We start from the raw sequence: 20,069 nt of genomic DNA, 5'->3' as shown, positions 1-20,069 counted from the left end.
TCAGCGGCGCGGCGGTGTCGCGCTCTCCCCGACGTGGGTGTCGATCCACTCCTTCAGCGGCCAGATCGCCCGCCACAGCGAGCGCACCGCGTCGATGGCCTCCGGCTCGTGCATCCAGTCGGCCCGCTCGTGGTCCTTGATGACCACCGCGCCCTTCCAGCGCAGCAGTTCGGCCCGCGGGTGCTCGGCGGGATAGCCGCTCGGCACGCGCTTGAGCACGGGCGGCATCCCGGGGCCGATGGTCAGCTCCTGCTCGGCCAGGGCCCGCCGGATGTCCTCGAACTCCGCCGCCGCCCCGGCGTCGTCGACGGCCGCGCGGAACCGCTTGATCTGGTCCGGCGCCAGCGCCATGGCGCCGCCCGCCAGGCGCATGCCGTCCGCGTCGAGCCGCAGGAAGGCGCCGATGCCGCCCACGGCCCGGTCGCTGGTGGTGACGCCGACCCAGGTCTTGTACGGGGACTTGTCCTTGGAGAACCGGACGTCCCGGTTCGGCCGGAAGGTGCGCAGCGGCCCGAACTCGTCGTCCAGATCGGCCATGAGCCGGGTGACCGGCTCCTTCACGGACGCCTCCCACACCGGTTTGTGGGCCTCCCAGTAGGTCTTGGAGTTGTCCTTCTCCAGCCCCGCGAGGAAGGTGAACAGCTCGGGCGGGAACCCGGCGAAGGGCGGGGTGACCTGGGTTTCCTCAGTCGTCACTGCCGCTCACCTTCTTGTTGTAGTCCAGGGCCTCGGCCATCCAGGAGTCGAAGGCCTCCTCGGTCTCGATGCCGTAGTCGGCGACGACGATCCAGCCCTTGCTCATGAGCTTCCCGCGCATCTCGGGCCACTCGGCCCCGTCCCGCTCCAGCAGGGCGTCGGTCCGCTCGGGGTCGCAGCGCAGCATCAGCCGCCCGTCGGGGTTGGCCGTGGCCGCCATCTTGCCGTTGACCATGAAGGCGAGGCTGCCGAACATCTTCACCTCGCGCACCTGGTGTTCGCCCGAGAGAGCGTCCCGGACCCGGTCGGCGAGCTCCTTGTCGTATGCCATCGTCGACGGCCCTCCTAAGTCGTGGTCGCGAGGGGCAGCGTGGGATCGCCGCTCCATTCCACGAGGCCGTCATCGTAGAGAGTGACGCCGCTCACGCCCAGCAAGGTGAGCGCGAAGGCGTCGATGGTCGCGTCGACCCCCGCCGCGCAGTACGCGATGACCTGGTCGGCTCCCGTCACGCCCGCCGCGTCGAACTCCTGGGCGAGCTGCTTGGCGGGCAGGAAGCAGCCGGTGTCCGGGTCGACGAGGGCCGCCGCGGGGACGTTGACGCTGGACGGGATGTGCCCGGCGCGGCCGTGCGCGACCGGGACGCGCCCGGCGTGCTGGTCGGGCGACAGCGCGTTGACCAGGCGGACGGCCGGGGCGTCGATGGCGGCCCGCACCTGCTCCCGGGTGACGAACAGCTCCGGGCGCGGCCGGGGCACGAAGGTGCCGCGCCGCTCGGGCGGGGTGTCCGTGGACACCGGGCGGCCCTCGGCCGTCCACTTGCGCCAGCCGCCGTTGAGGACGGCCGCGTTCTCATGGCCGAGCGAGCGGAGCATCCACCACAGCCGGGTGGCGAACGCCGTGTGCGCCCGGTCGTAGAGGACCACCGTGTCGCCGTCGCTGATGCCGAGCCGCTCCAGGCCCGTGGCGAGCACCTCGGGGGAGGGGAGGACGAAGGGCCCCGGCGCGCCGAGGTCGGCGAGGTCCACGAGGAGGTCGGCGAAGACGGCGCCGGGGACGTGGCCCTGGTGGTAGCCGTCGCGGCCGCTGCCGAGGTCGACGCCGCCCTCCGGCAGCGGGCGCAGCGTCACCGTGCAGTCGACGACGACGAGCCCGGGCCGTCCGAGGCGTTCGGCGAGCCACTCGGTCTCGACCAGCGCAGAGGGCAGCCGGGTGCCGTCGAGCGGTGCCACCCCCTTGACGCTGTTGGTGCGCGGGGCGCCCTGGGCCTGCCCCGATCCGCCGTCCGCGGTCGTCGCCGCTGTGTTCATGCTGTCTCCCCCTTGGTCGCTTGCCGGGTCACCCGGCGTGCCCGGGACGGCGTCCGGCAGCCGCCCCCGCGTCAGCAGCACGGTGGCGAGCACCGCGATGACGAAGGTGCACCCCGCGCAGACCAGGAACACCGTGTGGATGGCGTCGACGAAGGACTCCCGTACCGTCGTCGTGAAGTCGGCTCGACTGACCGGCAGTTGGCCGACCCGCTCCGCGCCCTGGCCGACGCTGGCACCGGAGCCGCCGACCCGCTCGGCGATCTCGTGTCCGGTGGCGCTCGGCACGCCCAGGCCGCCGAGCGCGGTGACGACCTTGTCCTTGAACACCGACACCAGGACCGTGCCGAGCACCGCGGCACCGGCGGTGAAGCCCGCGATGCGGGTGGTGTTGATCATCGAGGAGCCCAGACCCGCCCGCTCCGGCGGCGTGGACGACATCACCGCCAGCGTCAGCGGCGCGAACATGCAGCCGATGCCGCCGCCGACAAGCCCGAGCCGCCACCACACCGCGCCGAAGCCGGAGCCCGGCTCGATCCCGGTGAGCAGCAGGAACCCCGCGGTCACCAGCACCGCGCCCACGATGATCGGCAGGCGCGGCCCCAGCTTGCCCGCGATGGCGCTGGCCGGGGGCGAGAAGAAGAACAGGCTCAGCGTGAGCGGCAGCAGCCGCAGCCCGGTCTCCAGCGCCGAATGGCCCTGTACGGTCTGGAAGTACTGGGCCATGAAGAACATCGCGCCCACGATGACGAACCCGAGCAGTGAGGCGATGACGCTGGACACCGCGAACGTGCGGTTGCGGAACAGGTCGAGCGGCAGCATCGGCTCCCGGCTGTGCGTCTCCACGGCCAGGAACGCGCCGAGCAGCACCGCGGAGCCGACGAGCAGGCCGACGATCAGCGGCGCGTCCCAGCCCTCGCGCTCCCCTTGGATGAGCCCCATGATCAGGCAGAACAGACCGGCGGTCACGAAGACCTGACCGGGCAGGTCGAGATGGCTCGCGCGCGGATTGCGCGACTCGATCAGCCAGCGGACGCTGAGCGCCACCGCGAGCACCCCGAACGGCAGGTTGATCAGGAAGATCGCGTGCCAGTCGAAGGACTCGATGAGGACGCCGCCGAACAGGGGGCCCAGGGCCAGGGCCACACCGGAGACCGCGGTCCAGATGCCGATCGCCTTGGCGCGGCCCGGCGGGTCGCTGAACGTCGACACCAGCAGCGACAGACTGCCCGTCTCGATGGCGGCGGCCCCCACGCCCTGGAGGACCCGGCCGAGGATCAGCATGCTGAAGCTGTCCGCGAACCCGCACAGCGCGGAGCCGATGACGAACAGGACGAGGCCGGTGAGGAACACCCGCTTGCGGCCGAGCCGGTCGCCCAGGGTGCCGGTCATCAGCATCAGCGCGGCGAACGGCAGCGTATAGGCGTCGACGGTCCACTGGAGCTGCGATATCTCCGCGCCGAGATCCTTCTGGATCTCGCCCAGGGCGACGAAGATGATGGACCCGTCCAGCAGGACCATGAACGACCCCAGGCTGGTGACCAGGAGTGTCATGGCCCTGCTGCGTGAAGTTGTCTCCATGGTGCGTGAGCTCCCTGAGAAATGGCGGGGGAAGCGGCCTCAGCCAGAGACCGGCTGCTCCTGGAACTTCGGGAAGAGGCCGAGGAACTGCGGGGGCACGAGGAAGGGGTGCACCTCGACCCGGTCCCACACCTTGTTGACGATGTACGGCTCGTTCTTGAGCCATGCGTCGATCTCGTCGCGGGACTCGAAGTCGACGATCAGAACGCCGCCGCACATCTTTCCGGAGCCGTCCAGCATCCCCCCGCCGAAGAGGAAGGAGCCGTCGGCCATCATCTTGTCGCCGTTGGCCATATGGGCCGGGCGGACGCTCATGCGCCGCTCGAAGGTGCCCGGTTCGGTGCCGTCATAGGCGATGACTGCGTACAGCAATGCCGCTGTCCTTTCCATGCGCTGCCTGATGTCCCTGTGCCGCCCGGGCCGTGCGCCGCCGGTGGCCGCCGGGCGCTGTCCGCCCGGGGCCGCGCCGCCCGGGCGGACCTCAGTCCTCGCCCCGCCGCCCCCACACCGACACCGTGATCGGGGTGTAGAGGACCGTGTCCGAGGGCTGCTGGAGCTGGTCGAAGGCGGCCTCGATCTCCTTCTGGCCCATCAGGCCGACCTTGGTGATCATCGGGGCGAGCTTGGCGAGGCTCAGCACGATGGTCTGCATCTCGGGGGTGCCCGCCTGGACCGCGGTCAGCTGGCAGTCGGTGCCCAGCAGCTTCAGGCCGGTGCGGCGGAACGCCGGGAGCAGCTTCATGCCGTAGCCGGGGTCGGCGCCGCCGAAGTAGAAGAAGGTCTCCAGGGCGCTGGCCGCCCGCGTCAGCAGCGGCGACGGCGGGTCGACGCGCTGGATGCTGCGGATGTCGGCCTCCTCCACGAGCAGGTGCCCGCCCGGCTTGAGCGCCTTGGCGAACTCGCCGAGGATCCGCTCCCGGTCGGCCAGGTGCATCAGAAGGATCTTGGAGTGGACCAGGTCGTAGGCGCCCTCGTCCAGGGGCGTGGTCGTGATGTCCTGTTGCCGCACCTCCAGGTTCGGCGCGGACAGGCCGTCCATGTACGAGGTCTCGATGTCGATGGCGTGGACCGTGCCGAAGTGGCCGACCCGGTTGGACAGCCACCGCGCGATCGAGCCCGCGCCCGCCCCGACCTCCGCGCAGGTCCAGCCCTCGCCGACCCCGATCTGTTCGAGATAGCGAATCGTGGCGGGGTCGGTGAGGGCCGCGACGGTCTCCAGACGGACCTTCTCCGGGTCCGTGTCGTGCTCAGCCGGTTTCTGCACGTCGGGAACTCCTCGGGGTTGTCTCAGACGCCGGTTTCGAAGAGCTTCGGGACCTTCATCGCGAGCATCATGTCGCCCTTGACCTTGAGCTTTCCGGTCATGAAGGCGCGCATCGCGTCCTGGCGGCCCTCCGCGATCGCCATCCAGGTCTCGCTGCTGGTGACGAAGGTGGTGTCGGGCTCGTCGACCCCGCCCGGGATCAGACGGCCCTGTCCGTCCTTGATCTCGAAGGCCCACACCCCCGGGTCCGCGTCGGTGATGTTCCACTGGAGCGTCCGGTTCAGACCCGCGGCGGCCTCGTTGTTGAACCGCGTCGCGAGCTTCGCGAACAGCTCTCCGACAGTCATGGACATGGGTCCACTCCTTGGGGTCAGTCCAGTCCGAGCTGCTGCTGCATCTCCTTGACCTGCGGATACACATCAAAGAGCTGGAGGTAGTTGCCCTCCGGGTCCTTGACGCCGAAGGTCCGGCCCGAGCCCATGTCCACCACGGGGGTGCGGATCTCGTAGCCGCCGTCCTGGGCCACCTTGTGGGCCACCTCGGCGTCGTCCACGGCGAAGCCGAGCATCAGCCCGCCGCTGGCCACCGGGATGTCGGCCTGGGTCGGCTTGTCGGAGCGCCTGGCCTCGTCCTGGATGAGGATGCTGGCGCTGCGCTTCTCCGAGCGCATCCAGACGAACTGCCCGTCGGGCATGGTGAACTGCGGGACTTCGCGGAAGCCAAGGAGGTCGGCGTAGAAGGACTTGGTCCGTTCCAGGTCAGTGGCGATGATGGTCACCGCATCCAGATGCGTACGCATGGTGCGGGTCTCCCTCTCGGATAGCGGACGATGGGTACCAGCCCGGTGCGGGCTGTGCGGTGAAGCTAGGGCCGCTCACTTACCGGTTGCTTACGGGACGCGAAAGTGACGCTCCCTCACCCACCGGCTCCCCTGCCGCTCTGACGTGGTACATACGTCACGAGGACGATGACACCGCGTAGTTTGAACGGTGCCGCCAGGGGAACCATGGGCCGAACACGTGAGGTGTTCATCGGGGTGCGGGGGGCACGATGGATCGATCACTGGAGCCCGGGTCGACGCCGTCCGGCCGGTCAGCGCCGTCGGCGCCGACGTCAACGGAGCCCGGAGGGGACCGTGGGGCGCCGTCGCACGATCCCCGTCGGCCGCCCGGCGCCCGGCAGGAGTACGAGGCCTGGCTCTTCGGCCCGTTCCGGGTGCACCGCGGCGGCGCCCCGCTGGGCGATCCCCGCGGCGGCCGGGCCACCGCCCGCACCCTGCTGAAGTGGTTCCTGCTCAACCCCCGCCAGGAGTTCAGGGACAGCGAACTCGCCGAGGTCCTCTGGCCGGGCTGCACGGCGAACCGGGCGAACCGGCTGCACGTCACCCAGCACTCGCTGCGCCGCGTCCTGGAGCCCGAGCTGGCCAGCCGCCAGCCGTCGCGGTTCATCCGCTCGGATCCGACGGGCCGTTACTGGTTCGACCCGTCGGACTGCTGGTGGACCGACGTCGACGACGCCGCGGCGCTGTCGAAGACCGCGTGCGCCGCGCGGCGCGCGGGCGACACGGCCGCGGCCGTCACCGCGTACGAGCGGCTGCTCGCCTACTACGACCAGGGCTTCCTGCCCGAAGAGGTGTACCGGGACGCCTTCGCGCCCTTCCGGGCGGCCCATGAGCGCGGCCACGAGGAGACGCTGCTCCAACTGCTGCGGCTGCACCGCCGGGCCGGTCATCTCTACGAGGCGCTGACCTGCGCGCTGCGCATCCTGGACCGCGACCCGTACGCGGAGGAGGCGGCCACAGCCGCCGTGGAGATCCACCTGGAGCAGGGCAGCCTGACCGGCGCGGTCTCACAGCTGGAGCAGTTCATCCGCACCCTGCGGGACGACCTCGGGGTCGCGCCGAGCGGCGAACTCCTCGCGCTCCGGGAGCGGGTGCGACACGCACGATGAGACCCCGGCCGCGCCCGGCCCCACGGCCCCTGACACACCGTCACGCCCCGCCGACCGCACGCCGACCGGCGCCCTCACCTCTGCCGGGCCGGGACCGACCGGCGCCCTCACCCCCGTCGTGCCAGCACCTCCTGGCTGACCTCGGTCAGCCGGTCCCAGTCGTCCGCCATCCCCGCCCGCTGCCCGATCTCCCGCATCACGGCGGTGAACAGCGCCCCGGACCGCACCAGTTGGGGCCGGATGTGCCCGAACACCTCCAGGGTGACGATGCCGTACAGCTGCGCCCAGGCCAGCTCGAACAGCCAGATGAGCCCGAGCGCGTCCTCGCCCAGGAGCCGTACGAGGTCGGGCCTGCCGTCCTGGCCCGAGTGCAGCGCGACGAAGTCCTCGTCGAGGTCCTCGACGGCGGGCACCGGGAACGGGCGCCGCTGCGACAGGCCGATGAAGATCCGCCCGAAGAAGTCGGCGAACAGCCGCACCCCACCGGCGGCCCCCACGCCGCCGGTGGGCGCCAGCGGATGGACCCGCTGGCCCGACTCCGACCGCGCGATGTGCTCGCCCGACAACGAATGGGTCTGGAAGACGAGTTGGAACTCGGCGATGTGGTCGAGGGCCCAGCAGCGGAAGGCCGTGGCGGCCGCCACCATCTGCGCCGCCGGGTCATCCTCGCCGTACGGCTCGGCGGCCGCGGCCATCTCGCGGACGATCTCCGCGAAGATGTCGTTCGACAGCGACTCGTTGAGCGCCGCCACGCTGCCCACGTACCGGTAGAGCGCGGGCGCGGTGAAGCCCATCTCCGTCGCCACCGCGCGCAGGGTCACCTCGCGGCCCTCGCGCAGCAGCGACCGGCCGACCGCGACGATCTCCTCGAGAGTGGACTGCCGCAGGCGCTCCCGGCGGTTCAACGCCGGACGCGACTGCGTGACACGTCCGGGTCCGACCTGGCTCATCCGGCTCCTCCAAGCTGACCGTCACGGCACACGAACGGGCAGGCCAGCCATGCCTGCCGGATCCACCGTAACGCTTGACAACCCTCGTGAACACCCTTCACCGTTAATGGGGGTAACGGCCCCTATACCCATTCACGATCGCTGCGAACAAGGGGGAGAGCGAACGTGCTCGGTATGACATCAGGGACGGCCCTGCTCCCAGGGCCAGAGTGGGTCCACCCGAGGGAGCGGGAACGCGGCGCGGACTACCGGGCCTACCTGTTCGGCCCCTTCCGCGTCTTCCGGGGCGACGAGGCCCTGGGCCAGCGCCGACAGCGCCGCGAGAAGGCCCTGTTGCTGCTCAAGTGGTTCCTGCTGAACCCGGGGAAGCCGGTCTCCATGGACCAGCTCATCGAACTCGGGTGGCAGGACACCGCCCCCGAGAAGGCGGCCAGCGGCTTCCACGTCGGCATGCACTGCCTGCGCCGCATGCTGGAGCCCGACCTGCGCCCGGGGCAGGAGTCGTCCTTCATCCACCGCAGCGGCACCAACTTCTACCGCTTCGAGGCCGACGACGGCTGGTGGAGCGACGCGGGCGAGGTCGAGCGGCTCTTCGAAGAGGCCCGGATCAGCGACGGCCACGGCGACGCCCGGCGCGCCTGCTTCTACTACAGCCGCGTGGCGGCGTACACCGTCCGCCGGTTCCTGGAGGACGAGGAGTCCCAGCAGCCCTGGCTCGCGCCCTACCGGCGGCAGTACGAGGGCCTGTGCTCGCAGGCCCTGATCCGCCTCATCCAGATCCACAGCGCGCGCGGCGAACTGGACGAGGCCCTGGAGTACGCGTACGAGAAGCTGCGCCTCGACCCGTGCAGCGAACTGGCGGCCACCACCATCATCGAGGTCCACCTCCAGCTCGGCCGCCCCGCCGACGCGCTGCGGCAGCTGTCGGTGTTCCTGCGGTCGCTGGAGTGCGACCTCGGCGCCGCGGCGGGCAGCGGACTGCTCGCCCTGCGGGAGCGGATCATGGACACCCCGCAGCGGGTCTGACCCGCGCCGCGCACACCGTCCGAGGCCACCGGGCCGCGGTGCCCCGGGCCCCGTGCGGCACGGGACGCCGCGGTCACTCGCCGTCGGCCGCCCGCTCGGCGGCGATGAACGGCGCCTGGTTGAAGATGATCCGCAGATGCGTGATGACGCCGTCCACCACGGTCAGGCACTCGGCGCCGGGCGCGCTCGCCACCGGCAGGGTCTTCGTGTCGTACATGACCAGCGCGGTGGACTCGTCGCCGAACGCGGCGATCAGGTGAGAGTCGGTGAGGATGTGCGTGAACGGCTCCATGAAGCCCCGGAAGGCCGCCGCGCCCTCCAGGCGCCCGGACGGCGCCTCGCACACGATGTCGTCGGCGATGTACGTCATGGCGCGGTCGAAGTCATGGCCGGTCCAGGCCCGGTGGTAGGCGAGGGCGGTCGACAGGGCTGGGCTTGAGGCCTCGGACATGGCAGCTCCCTTTGCGTGACGGGTCGTACGTCGGCGGCCCGGTCGAGGGGCGGGCCGCCGACGGGTTCCCCAACCCGGCGCCGCGCGGCCGGGACACGCCACCGGCCGTCACTTCACCCTGCCGGGCCGCCGCACGGGCCCGCGTTCGGCCGTGTTCGACCGCCGGGCTTTTCGGGTGCCATGGGCCCTGTGGGCTCCGGGGCTCGTGTGCTCGGCGCAGTGTGCCCCGTGCCGTTGCGATCGAAACGGTCGCGTGCGGTGTGCCCGGCCGCTGGCGCGAGGTCAAGCCAGCTGGGTTCGTCGCACCCGGAACACCCGGCTCCCGGCGCTCCGCGTGTACCGCCCACCGTGGTGCGCACCGGCCCAACCGCCCTGGCCAAACAGGGTGAGGCACGGCCAGCTTGCACGTGAAGTAAGTCGTCCGTAATCCCGCCCTCCGAGAGTCATCCGGGATGAAGGGGGACACATGACCCAACCAGCACGGCATCGGATATCCGATCTGTCCGCCGAGCAGCGGGCACTGCTGACCCAGAAGCTCCGGACCCGCGTCGCCGACGAGGCCGCCTCGCCCGACCAGTACGACGTCGTGATCCTCGGAGGCGGGGCCGCGGGCCTCACTCTGGCACTTCATCTGCGCCGGGCGCGGCCGGGCGTGCGGGTGCTCGTCGCCGAGCGGCAGGAGCACCCCGTACCCGAGGCCGCGCACAAGGTCGGCGAGTCCACCGTGGAGATCGCCGCCCACTACCTGCGGGACGTCCTCGGGCTCGGCGCGCACCTGGAGACGCGGCAGATCCGCAAGTTCGGCCTGCGCATGTTCTTCAGCAGCGGCGACAACACCGACATCGCCCGGCGCGTCGAACTCGGCAGCTCCGTCTTTCCTCCGCTGGCCACCTACCAGCTCGACCGGGGGCGCCTGGAGAACGAACTCGGCGCCGTCTGCGCCCGCGAGGGCGTGGAGTTCCTGCCCGGCAGCAAGGTGCTCCAGGTCGCGTTCGTCTCCGAGGGGCCCCACCGCGTGCGGCTGGCCGCGGACGGGCGGGAGCGCGACGTGCGGGCCCGCTGGGTGGTCGACGCCACCGGGCGCAGCCACTTCCTCCAGCGCCGCTTCCAGCTCCGCAAGGACGTGGGGCACCGCGCCAACGCCGCCTGGTTCCGCGTCGGCCACCCCATCGACCTCGGCACCTGGAGCGACGACCCGGCCTGGCACGCGCGCATCCGGGAGGGCCGCCGCGAGCTGTCCACCAACCACCTGATGGGCGCGGGCTACTGGGTGTGGCTCATCCGGCTCGCGTCCGGTGCCATCAGCATCGGCATCGTCGCGGAGGCCGCGACCCACCCGTTCGAGGAGTTCAACACCCTGGAGCGGGCGCTTGAGTGGCTGCGCCGCCGTGAGCCGCAGTGCGCCCGCGCCGTCGAGGAACACCTCGGCGAGGTCCAGGACTTCCGCGTCATGAAGGACTACGCCTACAGCTGCGAGCAGGTCTACGACGGCGGGGCGCGCTGGTGTCTGACCGGCGAGTCCGGGATCTTCCTCGACCCGCTGTACTCGCCCGGCCTCGACCTGATCGCCATCAGCAACGGCCTGGTCACCGACCTGGTGACCCGCTTTCTCGACGGCGAGGACGTCACGGTCCGCGCCTCCGTCCACGACGGCCTCTTCCGCCGCGTCACCGACATGTGGCTCGCCATCTACGAGAACCAGTACCCGCTGATGGGCAACGCCCGGGTGATGTCGTCCAAGGTGATCTGGGACACCGCCTTCTACTGGGGCGTCTTCGGGCTGCTGTTCTTCCGGGACCGGTTCCGCACGGTCGCCGACAGCCCCGCCGTCGCCGCCGACCTGGAGCGCCTGACGGCCATCAGCAACCGGGTGCAGGCCTTCTTCCGCGAGTGGGCGGCCATCGACGACGGCGGCCTCGACGCCCGCTTCGTCGACCTCTACGCGCCGCTGAACTTCATGGTGAGGCTGCACACCGGCATGGCCGACGACCTGCCCGACGAGCGGTTCCCCGAGCGCTTCTCCGCCAACACCCGGCTCTTCGCCCAGCTCGCCGGGCAGCTGGTCACCGCCGTCATCGACACCTACGGCGAGCGGTACGGCGACGACCGCGTGATGGCCCAGATCCAGCGCTGGCAGCGGGACCCGCTGATCGCCGACCTGATCGCCACCCACCGCAGGGAGCGGCACCAGCACCCCACCAGCGACGGCTGGATCGCCCTGGGGGCGCCCCGCGCCGCAGACGACAGCGTCAGCCCGGCCAGCACCGCCAGTCCCGCCAGCCCCGGCAGCAGCCGGGGTCAGGAACCGAACGGAGCCGACAGCATGGAACAGCACACCAGCGAGGTCAGCTATGCGTGACACCTCCGAGCGCTTCGACGTGGCGATCCTCGGCGGCGGCATCACCGGTCTGACGCTGGCCCTCCAGCTCAAGCGCGCCGAGCCCGGCCTGAGCGTCGCGGTCCTCGAACGCCAGGCGCACCCCGTGCCGGAGGCCGCCCACAAGGTCGGCGAGTCCAGCGTGGAGGTCCAGGCCCACTACCTGCGGGACGTCCTCGGGCTCCAGGAGCACCTGGAGGCCGAGCAGCTGCACAAGTTCGGCCTGCGCATGTTCTTCACCCACGCCGACAACACCGACATCGCCCGGCGCGTCGAGTACGGCCAGGTCTCCGAGGCCCCGCTGTCGTCGTACCAGCTGGACCGCGGCCGCCTGGAGAACGCCCTCGGCGCCCTCGCCGCCGACCTGGGCGTGGCGTTCCGGCAGCGGTGCAAGGTCCAGGACGTGGACCTCGGCGCCGCCGGTGACGACCACGTCGTCCACGTCGTCGACGGCACGCCCGGCGGCGCCGGGGAGCGGACGCTGCGGGCCCGCTGGGTCGTCGACGGCACCGGGCGCGCGGGGCTGCTCAAGCGCAAGCTGGGCCTCGCCCGGCCGCTCGGTCACCGGGCGAACGCCGCCTGGTTCCGCATCGAGTACGAGATCGACGTACAGCAGTGGTCCGAGGACGAGGAGTGGCGGGCCCGCGTCGACCGCGGTCTGCGCCGCCTGTCGACCAACCACCTGATGGGGCCCGGCTACTGGGTGTGGCTCATCCCGCTCGCCTCGGGGTCCACCAGCGTCGGCATCGTCGCCGAGGACGCGGCGCACTCCTTCGAGGGCTTCAACACCCTGGAGCGGGCCCTCGCCTGGCTCGACGAGCACGAACCGCAGTGCGCGGCCGACGTGCGGCGGCACCGGGAGAGGATCCAGGACTTCCGGGTGATGAAGGACTACGCGTACGGCTGCCAGCAGGTGTACTCCGAGGACCGCTGGTGCCTGACCGGGGAGGCGGGCGTCTCCATCGACCCGCTGTACTCCTCCGGCGGCGACCTGATGGCCATCGGCAACGGCCTCATCACCGACCTCGTGCTGCGCGACCGGCGCGGCGAGGACATCGTCGACCGTGCGGCGGCGCACAACCAGGTCTACCTGGTGCTCAGCGAGATCTGGCTGGTCGCCTACGAGAACCAGTACCCGCTCATGGGCAACCCGCAGGTGATGGTGGCCAAGGTCGTCTGGGACACGATCATCTACTGGGCGGTGCCAGGCCTGCTGTTCTTCCACGACACGTTCCGCCGCCTCGGCGACAGCCCGCTGGCCTTCGCCAACCTCCAGCGCGCCTGGCAACTGCACACCCGCGTCCAGCAGTTCCTCAGGGAGTGGCACCGGGTCGACGACGAGCCCGCGGCGGACGTCTTCGCCGACCCCTACAGCCTGCTCGACTTCCTCGTCGACCTGCACAACGGCATGGCCGCCGGGCTCGACGACGACAAGCTGGAGGAGCAGTTCGGCCGCAACGTCCTCCTCCTCGAACAGCTGGCGGGCCAATTGGCCACCACGGTCGCCGAGCGCCTTCAAGCGCGCGGCGCCGACGACACCACCCGGGCCCAGATCGAGCGGTGGCGCGCCGACGAACTGCTCCGGGAGGCCGTCGAGCGGTTCCGGGAACGCGACGCGGCCGACCCCATCGACAGCGCGTGGATCACCCTCGGCACCCAGAACACGGCGGTGGGACCGTGAACGACACGAACGCGACCAGCAACCAAGCGCACGGCGACGCCGACGTCGTCGACCGCGTCGACGTGGCCGTCGTCGGGGGCGGAGCCGCCGGGCTCACCCTCGCCCTGCACCTGCGCGAGCAGCGCCCCGGCACCCGGATCGTGGTCCTGGAGCGCCAGGGGCACCCCGTGCCGGAGGCGGCGCACAAGGTCGGCGAGTCCACCGTGGAGATCGCCGCCTACTACCTGCGGGAGGTCCTCGGCCTCGAACAGCACCTGAGGTCCGAGCAGTTGGACAAGTACGGGCTGCGGATGTTCTTCTCCGGGAACGGCAACGACGACATCACCCGGCGCGTGGAGCTGGGCCACTCCGTCCGCCCGCCCGGCGCCGTCGGCACCTACCAGCTCGACCGCGGCCGCCTGGAGAACGCCCTCGGCCGCGAACTGGCCTCCCGCGGCACCCGGTTCCTGTCCGGCGCCAAGGTCGAGGACGTCGAGCTGCGGCCCGACGGCGAGCACCACCGGCTGCGGGTGCGCGCCGACGACGGCGCCACCAGGGAGATCAGGGCGCGCTGGGTCGTCGACGCCACCGGCCGGTCCTCGCTGCTCAAGCGGCGCCTGGGCCTCGCCAAGAAGGTCGGCCACCGCGCCAACGCCGTCTGGTTCCGCGTCGGCCACCCCATCGACGTCGACCAGTGGTCCGACGACCCGCGGTGGCACGCCCGCATCGAGGAGGGCCGCCGCGAGCTGTCCACCAACCACCTGATGGGCCCCGGCTACTGGGTGTGGCTGATCCGGCTGGCCTCCGGCTCCACCAGCGTGGGCATCGTCACCGACCCCGACCTGCACGCTTTCGACACCCTCAACCGGTTCGAGCGGGCCCTGGCCTGGCTGGACGAGCACGAGCCGCAGTGCGCCCGCGTGGTGCGCGAACACCGCGACCAGCTCCAGGACTTCCGCGTCATGAAGGACTACGCCTACAGCTGCGAGCAGGTCTTCTCCGCGGACCGCTGGTGCCTCGCCGGGGAGGCCGGGGTCTTCCTCGACCCGCTGTACTCACCCGGACTGGACCTCATCGCCATCAGCAACGGCCTGATCGTCGACCTGATCACGCACGCCCTGGACGGCGACGACGTCACCGAGCTGGCCGCCGTCCACAACACGGTGTTCCTGCTGATCGCCGAGGGCTGGCTGAGCGTCTACGAGAACCAGTACGCGCTCATGGGCAACGCCCGCGTCATGCTCGCCAAGGTCATCTGGGACACGGCCGTGTACTGGGCGGTCCCCGGGCTGCTCTACTTCCACGACGTGCTGCGGCACCTCGGGGACCGGCCCGGCCTGGTGACCGGACTCGCCCGGTTCAGCGCGGCGAGCCGGGACGTGCAGCGCTTCTTCCGGGAGTGGGCCGCCGCCGACGCCGAGCCCCGCGACCCGGCGCCCTTCGTCCGGTTCTACGACTTCGACTTCATGCGCCGCCTGCACATCGGCATGACGGCGGGCCTCGCGGAAGCGGACCTCGAAGAGCAGTTCGCCGCGAACATCCGCTTCATCGAGCATCTGTCGGGCCAGCTCGTGGCCACCGTCACCGCGGAGTTCGAGGCCGAGACCTGGAACGAGGCCAAGCAGGAGCAGGCCCGGCGCTGGCGGGCCGACGAGGCCCTGATGGCCCTCGTCGAGGTCCACCGGCAGGAGCGGGAGACCACCCCGCTGCCCGACCAGTGGATCCACCACAGGGCCGCCGACGAGACCGTCGGCACGGGGGAGGCCCGATGACCGGCGTCCTGAGCGAGGGCGCGCTCCCGCACGAGCGCGTCGCGCGGCTCCCCGACGACAAGCGGGCCCGGCTGGTGCAGCGCCTGCGCGGCCGCCCGGAGGGCACCCGCTCGACCGGCACCTCCTGGTTCGTGCGCCACGCCTCCGGCTCGGCCCGCCCCGAGGGCGGCACCCCGGTGCTCCGCCTGTTCTGCTTCCCCTACGCGGGCGGCGGCAGCGCCGCCTACCGGGAGTGGAGCGACCACCTGCCCGCGGGCGTCGACGTCCTCGCCGCCCAGCTGCCCGGCCGCGAGTCCCGCCTCGGCGAACCGGCCGCGCGGCGCCTGGACCATCTGATCGACGGCTTGTACGAGGCGATCCTGCCGCGCCTGGACGTGCCGTACGCGTTCTTCGGGCACAGCATGGGCGCGCTCATCGCCTTCGAACTCACCCGGCGGCTGCGCCGCGCCGGGGCCCGTCGGCCCGAGCGGCTGCTCCTGGCCGCGTTCCGGGCGCCGCAGCTGCCCAGCCCGCACATCAGGATCCACCACCTGCCCGACGAGGTGCTGAAGACGGTGCTCCGCAAGGAGGGCACGCCCGCGCCGGTGCTCGACAACGACGAGCTGATGCGCGCGCTGCTGCCCATGCTCCGCGCCGACCTGGAGGTCTGCGAGACCTACCGGTACCGCGACGAGCGCCCCCTGGCGCTGCCCCTGACCGTCTTCGGCGGCCACCAGGACGTCCGCGTCAGCCGCACCGACCTCGGCCTGTGGCGCGCCCAGGCAGGCGGCCCGTTCCGGGTGGCCATGCTGCCGGGCACGCACTTCTTCCTGCACAGCGCCCAGGACCTGCTGCTCGCCGAGGTGTCCCGGGAACTGGGACCGGACCTGGAAGCCGCCCGCGCCGCCCCCACCGCCCGCACCAGCGGCGAGGCCCCCGGGTCCCGCACCGCTCGCAGCACGGGAAGCGCCCGGACCACGCGTAGCACTCACAGCACTCACAGCACTCATAGCGCTCATAGCACTCGTACAGCGGAAGGGGGATGGCGCCATGACTGACCGGACGCCGGACGACGCGCCGCCCGAACCCATCGCCATCGTCGGCATCGGCTGCCGCTTTCCCGGCGGCGCCAGCACGCCCGCCGCGTTCTGGGAGCTGCTGAACACCGGTGTCGACGCCACCCGCGAGCTGCCCGACGACCGCTGGGAAGCCGCCAAGTTCTACGACCCCGACGCCGCCAAACTCGGCAAGACCGGCACCGTGCGCGGCGGGTTCCTGGACCGCGTCGACCAGTTCGACGCCCCGTTCTTCGGCATCTCGCCGCGCGAAGCCATCTGGCTCGACCCGCAGCAGCGGCTGCTGCTCCACACGGCCTGGGAGGCCATGGAGGACGGCGGCCAGCGCGCCGACGCCCTCGCGGGCAGCGACACGGGCGTCTTCATGGGCGGCTTCACCCTCGACTACCAGCTGCTCCAGAACTACGGCGTGCACAGCCGCTACGAACTCCAGTCCCACTCCGCCACCGGCATGATGATGACGATGCTGGCCAACCGGCTGTCGTACGCGTTCGACTTCCGGGGGCCGAGCCTCGCCGTGGACACCGCCTGCTCCGGCTCGCTGGTCGCCGTGCACCTGGCGGTGCGCAGCCTGCGCGACGGCGAGTGCTCGCTGGCCCTGGCGGGCGGCGTCAACGTGATGATCGCGCCCAACATGACCATCGCCGAGTCCAAGGGCGGCTTCCTCGCCCCCGACGGCCGCTGCAAGGCCTTCGACGCGTCCGCCGACGGCTACGCCCGCGGCGAGGGCGCCGGAGTCGTCGTCCTCAAGCCGCTGTCGCGGGCCCTGGCCGACCGGGACCGCATCCACGCCCTGATCCGGGGCACCGCCGTCTCCCAGGACGGCCGCAGCAACGGCATCACCGTCCCCAACGGCGACGCCCAGGAAGCCGCCATGCGGGCGGCCTGCCGCCAGGCGGGCATCGCGCCGCACGAGGTCCAGTACGTCGAGGCGCACGGCACCGGCACGCCCGTCGGCGACCCCGTCGAGGCGGCCGCCATCGGGCGGGTCTTCGCCGCGGGCCGCCCCGACGGCGAGCGCCTGGCCATCGGCTCGGTCAAGACCAACATCGGCCACCTGGAGGCGGCCGCCGGGGTCGCGGGCCTCATCAAGGCGGCCCTCGCCCTCGAACACGGCCGCATCCCCGGCCAGTTGCACGGCCGCACGCCCAACCCGGCCATCGACTTCGACGCGCTGCGCCTGCGCGTCCAGACGGAACCCGGCGACTGGCCCAGCACGTCCGGAACGCGGCTCGCGGGCGTCAACTCCTTCGGCTTCGGCGGCACCAACGCCCACGTGGTGCTCCAGGAGCCGCCCGGCGCACGGCCCCTGCCGCCGCGCGCCGAAGCCCGCGGCCGCTATCTGCTGCCGCTGTCCGCCCGCGCCCCCGAGGCGCTCACCGACACGGCGGGCGCCCTGCGCGACGCCCTCGCGGACTCCTCGTACGACCTGAGGGACGTCGGATACACCCGGGCCCTGCGCCGCGACCACCACGAGCACCGGCTCGCCGTCGTCGCAGCCAGCGCCGCCGAGGCCGCCGAGAAGCTGGGCGCCTTCCACGCCGGGCACGAGACCAAGGGCGTCGCCACCGGGCGCGCCCCGGCGGGGGAGCGGCCCAAGCTGGCCTTCGTCTGCTCCGGCATGGGCCCCCAGTGGTGGGCCATGGCCCGCCGACTCCTCGACACCGAACCGGTGTTCCGCGCCGCGGTGGAGCGCTGCGACCTCGAACTGAGCCGGTACACCGGCTGGTCGCTGCTCGACGAACTCCTCGCGCCCGAGGACGAGTCCCGCATGGCCGAGACCGAGGTCGCCCAACCCGCCAACTTCGCCGTCCAGGTGGGCCTGGCCGAGCTGTGGCGGTCCTGGGCGTGGTCCCGGACGCGGTCGTCGGGCACAGCACCGGCGAGACCGCCGCCCAGTACCTCGCGGGCGTCCTCAGCTTCGAGGACGCCGTCAAGGTGAACTACTACCGCAGCAGCCTCCAGCAGCGCGCCACCGGCACCGGCCGGATGCTCGCCGTCGGCATGACACCGGAGACCCTCGACCAGGCCGTGGCCGACGCGGGCCCGCTGGTGTCGGTCGCCGCCGTGAACAGCCCCACGGCCGTCACGCTCTCCGGCGACGAGAAGATCCTGCGGTCCATGGCCGCCCAGCTGGAGACCTTCGGGGTCTTCCACCGCTTCCTGCACGTCAAGGTCCCGTACCACAGCCACTGCATGGACCCGCTGCGCGAGGACCTGGAGAAGGGCCTCGCCGACCTGCGCCCCTCCTCCGCCACCCTGCCGCTGTACTCCACGGTGACCGGAACCCGCATCGACGGCCGGGGCGCCGACGCCCACTACTGGTGGCAGAACGTCCGCGCGACCGTCCTGTTCGCGGCCGCCTTCCGCCAGCTGCTCGCCGACGGCTACACCCACTTCGTGGAGCTGGGCCCGCACCCCGTGCTCGCCGGTTCCATGCGCGAACTCCTCGCCGAGCAGGGGCAGGACGGCCTGATCGTGCCGTCGCTGCGCCGCGACGAGCCCGACGACGCGGTGCTGCTCGGCTCCCTCGGCGCCCTGTACAGCCACGGCCACGCGGTGAACTGGGAGTGCTTCTACGGCAAGGACGCCCGCCCGCTCGACCTGCCGACCTACCCCTGGCAGCTCAAGCGCTACTGGAACGAGTCGGCGGAAGCCCACGAGGACCGCCACTACACCGAGGTCCACCCGCTGCTCGGCCAGCACATGAACGCCACCCACCCCACCTGGGAGCGGGAGCTGAACACCCGACTGGTGCCGTTCCTCGCCGACCACCAGGTGCAGGGGAACACGGTGCTGCCCGGCGCCGCGTTCATCGAGCTGGGCCTCGCCGCGGCGCGCGAGGTCTACGGCGAGGGCGACTACACCCTGGAGGACCTCCGGCTGCGCCAGGCCCTGGTGCTGCCCGGCACGGCCGACCCCCGGCTGCGCACCACCCTGTACCAGGAGTCCGGCCGGATCGAGTTCGCCGCGTTCGCCGCCTCGCCCGGCGGCGGCCGCACCTGGACGCTGCACGCGACCGCTCGCCTCGCCCGCCGCCCGCTGGAGAGGACCCGGCGCGACCTCGACGGGGCGCGCGCCACCTGCGAACAGCGCGTGTCCCGCGACGAGTTCTACGCCACCGTCCACCACATGGGCTTCCAGTACGGGCCCGCGTTCCAGACCGTCGAGGAGGTCGCCACCGGGCCGCGGCACACCGTCGGCCGACTGGCCGTGCCCGCGTGCGTGGCGGGCGACCTCGGCGCCTACCGGTTCCACCCCAGCCTGATCGACGGGGCCTTCCAAGTCCTGCTGACCTCCGCCGCGCCCGTGCCCGACGGGTCCAAGGCGTCCGGCCCGTACCTGCCCGTGGGCGTCGACAGCGTCACCGTGCTCGGCCGTGTCACCGCCGAGACGCACGTGGTGGCCGAGGTCATCGAGGCCGACGCGCGCGTCATCGTCAGCGACCTCGCGCTGTGCGACGCCGAGGGCCGGGTCCTGGTCGACATCCGCGGGTTCCGCGCCCAGTCCCTGGACACGGCGGCGGGCCTGGCCCCCGAGCGGATCGACCAGGGCCTGTACGAGGTGGAGTGGCGACCCGCGCCGACGGCGGACGACACCGCGGAACCCGAGGACGCCCCGGGCGGCACCTGGGTGCTGTTCACCGGCGCACCCGGCGGCGTCGGCGCCGAGGTGGCCCGCCAGCTCGGCCGGGCCGGGCACCCCGTCGTCACCGTGGCGCCCGGCACCGTGCCCGAACCCGTCCGCACCGACGGCGGCGGCCACGTCCTGGACCCCACCCGCCCCGAGCACTACCAGCGGGTCCTGGAGGAGATCGCGCGGGACACCAGGATCGACAAGGTCGTCCACCTGTGGAGCCTCGACGTGCCGAGCGCCGAGGACACCACCGCCGACGCGCTCCAGGACGGCCAGGACCTGGGCTCCCTGTCGGTCCTGCACCTGATGCGGGCGCTCGCCGCCGGGGTCGTCCAGCGGCTGCCGC

15 protein-coding genes and 1 pseudogene are annotated in these 20,069 nt (G+C 72.0%); 7 read left to right on the top strand and 9 right to left on the bottom strand.

Annotated features, from left to right (window positions below; genetic code table 11):
- The 7 genes from ACOBQU_RS04650 to ACOBQU_RS04620 form a co-directional block, all read right to left on the bottom strand.
- A complete protein-coding gene (locus ACOBQU_RS04650) occupies positions 1 to 696 on the bottom strand; it encodes a DUF2461 domain-containing protein (protein ID WP_423624624.1) in 696 nt (231 codons plus the stop codon).
- On the bottom strand, positions 686 to 1,027 hold the full coding sequence (locus ACOBQU_RS04645; protein WP_423624623.1) for a TfoX/Sxy family protein: 342 nt from the start codon (positions 1,025 to 1,027) through the stop codon (positions 686 to 688). Before ACOBQU_RS04645 ends, ACOBQU_RS04650 begins: the two co-directional genes overlap by 11 nt.
- A gap of 14 nt (positions 1,028 to 1,041) precedes the next feature.
- Entirely contained in the window at positions 1,042 to 3,582 is a 2,541-nt protein-coding gene (locus tag ACOBQU_RS04640) for a DHA2 family efflux MFS transporter permease subunit (RefSeq protein ID WP_423624622.1), read from the bottom strand.
- 39 nt (positions 3,583 to 3,621) lie between these two features.
- A complete protein-coding gene (locus tag ACOBQU_RS04635) occupies positions 3,622 to 3,954 on the bottom strand; it encodes a YciI family protein (RefSeq protein ID WP_423624621.1) in 333 nt (110 codons plus the stop codon).
- A 109-nt stretch (positions 3,955 to 4,063) separates the two neighbouring features.
- Positions 4,064 to 4,846 (bottom strand): class I SAM-dependent methyltransferase, encoded by a 783-nt coding sequence (locus ACOBQU_RS04630; protein ID WP_423624620.1) that lies wholly within the window; start codon positions 4,844 to 4,846, stop codon positions 4,064 to 4,066.
- Positions 4,847 to 4,869: 23 nt separating this feature from the next.
- Entirely contained in the window at positions 4,870 to 5,199 is a 330-nt protein-coding gene (locus ACOBQU_RS04625) for an SCP2 sterol-binding domain-containing protein (RefSeq protein ID WP_423624619.1), read from the bottom strand.
- Between the two features lie 17 nt (positions 5,200 to 5,216).
- On the bottom strand, positions 5,217 to 5,645 hold the full coding sequence (locus ACOBQU_RS04620; RefSeq protein ID WP_423624618.1) for a VOC family protein: 429 nt from the start codon (positions 5,643 to 5,645) through the stop codon (positions 5,217 to 5,219).
- Positions 5,646 to 5,896: 251 nt separating this feature from the next.
- Between ACOBQU_RS04620 and ACOBQU_RS04615 the strand changes: the two genes are divergently transcribed.
- Positions 5,897 to 6,796 (top strand): AfsR/SARP family transcriptional regulator, encoded by a 900-nt coding sequence (locus ACOBQU_RS04615; protein ID WP_423624617.1) that lies wholly within the window; start codon positions 5,897 to 5,899, stop codon positions 6,794 to 6,796.
- A gap of 107 nt (positions 6,797 to 6,903) precedes the next feature.
- Here ACOBQU_RS04615 and ACOBQU_RS04610 read toward each other — a convergent pair whose 3' ends face one another.
- On the bottom strand, positions 6,904 to 7,746 hold the full coding sequence (locus tag ACOBQU_RS04610; protein WP_423624616.1) for a TetR/AcrR family transcriptional regulator: 843 nt from the start codon (positions 7,744 to 7,746) through the stop codon (positions 6,904 to 6,906).
- 174 nt (positions 7,747 to 7,920) lie between these two features.
- Here ACOBQU_RS04610 and ACOBQU_RS04605 point away from each other — a divergent pair, with 174 nt between their 5' ends.
- Positions 7,921 to 8,772: an AfsR/SARP family transcriptional regulator gene (locus ACOBQU_RS04605; RefSeq protein WP_423624615.1), complete on the top strand. Its 852-nt coding sequence runs from the start codon at positions 7,921 to 7,923 to the stop codon at positions 8,770 to 8,772.
- A 73-nt stretch (positions 8,773 to 8,845) separates the two neighbouring features.
- Here the strand turns inward: ACOBQU_RS04605 and ACOBQU_RS04600 are convergent, their stop codons facing one another.
- Positions 8,846 to 9,223, bottom strand: coding sequence for a nuclear transport factor 2 family protein (locus tag ACOBQU_RS04600; protein WP_423624614.1), 378 nt, complete (start codon positions 9,221 to 9,223; stop codon positions 8,846 to 8,848).
- 466 nt (positions 9,224 to 9,689) lie between these two features.
- Here ACOBQU_RS04600 and ACOBQU_RS04595 point away from each other — a divergent pair, with 466 nt between their 5' ends.
- From ACOBQU_RS04595 to ACOBQU_RS04575, 5 genes and pseudogenes are all read left to right on the top strand, one after another.
- Positions 9,690 to 11,582, top strand: a complete 1,893-nt coding sequence (locus ACOBQU_RS04595; protein WP_423624613.1) for an NAD(P)/FAD-dependent oxidoreductase — start codon at positions 9,690 to 9,692, stop codon at positions 11,580 to 11,582.
- Complete coding sequence (locus ACOBQU_RS04590; protein ID WP_423624612.1) at positions 11,575 to 13,281, top strand: NAD(P)/FAD-dependent oxidoreductase; 1,707 nt, start codon at positions 11,575 to 11,577, stop codon at positions 13,279 to 13,281. Before ACOBQU_RS04595 ends, ACOBQU_RS04590 begins: the two co-directional genes overlap by 8 nt.
- The gene (locus ACOBQU_RS04585; protein WP_423624611.1) at positions 13,278 to 15,032 is read left to right on the top strand and encodes an NAD(P)/FAD-dependent oxidoreductase; all 1,755 of its coding nucleotides are present in this window, start codon (positions 13,278 to 13,280) and stop codon (positions 15,030 to 15,032) included. Before ACOBQU_RS04590 ends, ACOBQU_RS04585 begins: the two co-directional genes overlap by 4 nt.
- Positions 15,029 to 16,069, top strand: a complete 1,041-nt coding sequence (locus ACOBQU_RS04580) for a thioesterase II family protein (RefSeq protein ID WP_423634250.1) — start codon at positions 15,029 to 15,031, stop codon at positions 16,067 to 16,069. Before ACOBQU_RS04585 ends, ACOBQU_RS04580 begins: the two co-directional genes overlap by 4 nt.
- A pseudogene (locus tag ACOBQU_RS04575) lies at positions 16,062 to 20,027 on the top strand (acyltransferase domain-containing protein); the annotation flags it as partial. The gene ACOBQU_RS04580 and the pseudogene ACOBQU_RS04575, both read left to right, overlap by 8 nt.
- Between the last annotated feature and the right edge of the window lie 42 nt (positions 20,028 to 20,069).

The organism is Streptomyces sp. G45 (assembly GCF_049542095.1).
In the GTDB taxonomy this organism is placed as follows: Bacteria; Actinomycetota; Actinomycetes; order Streptomycetales; family Streptomycetaceae; genus Streptomyces.
This window is presented reverse-complemented; position numbering and strand designations above follow the sequence as displayed.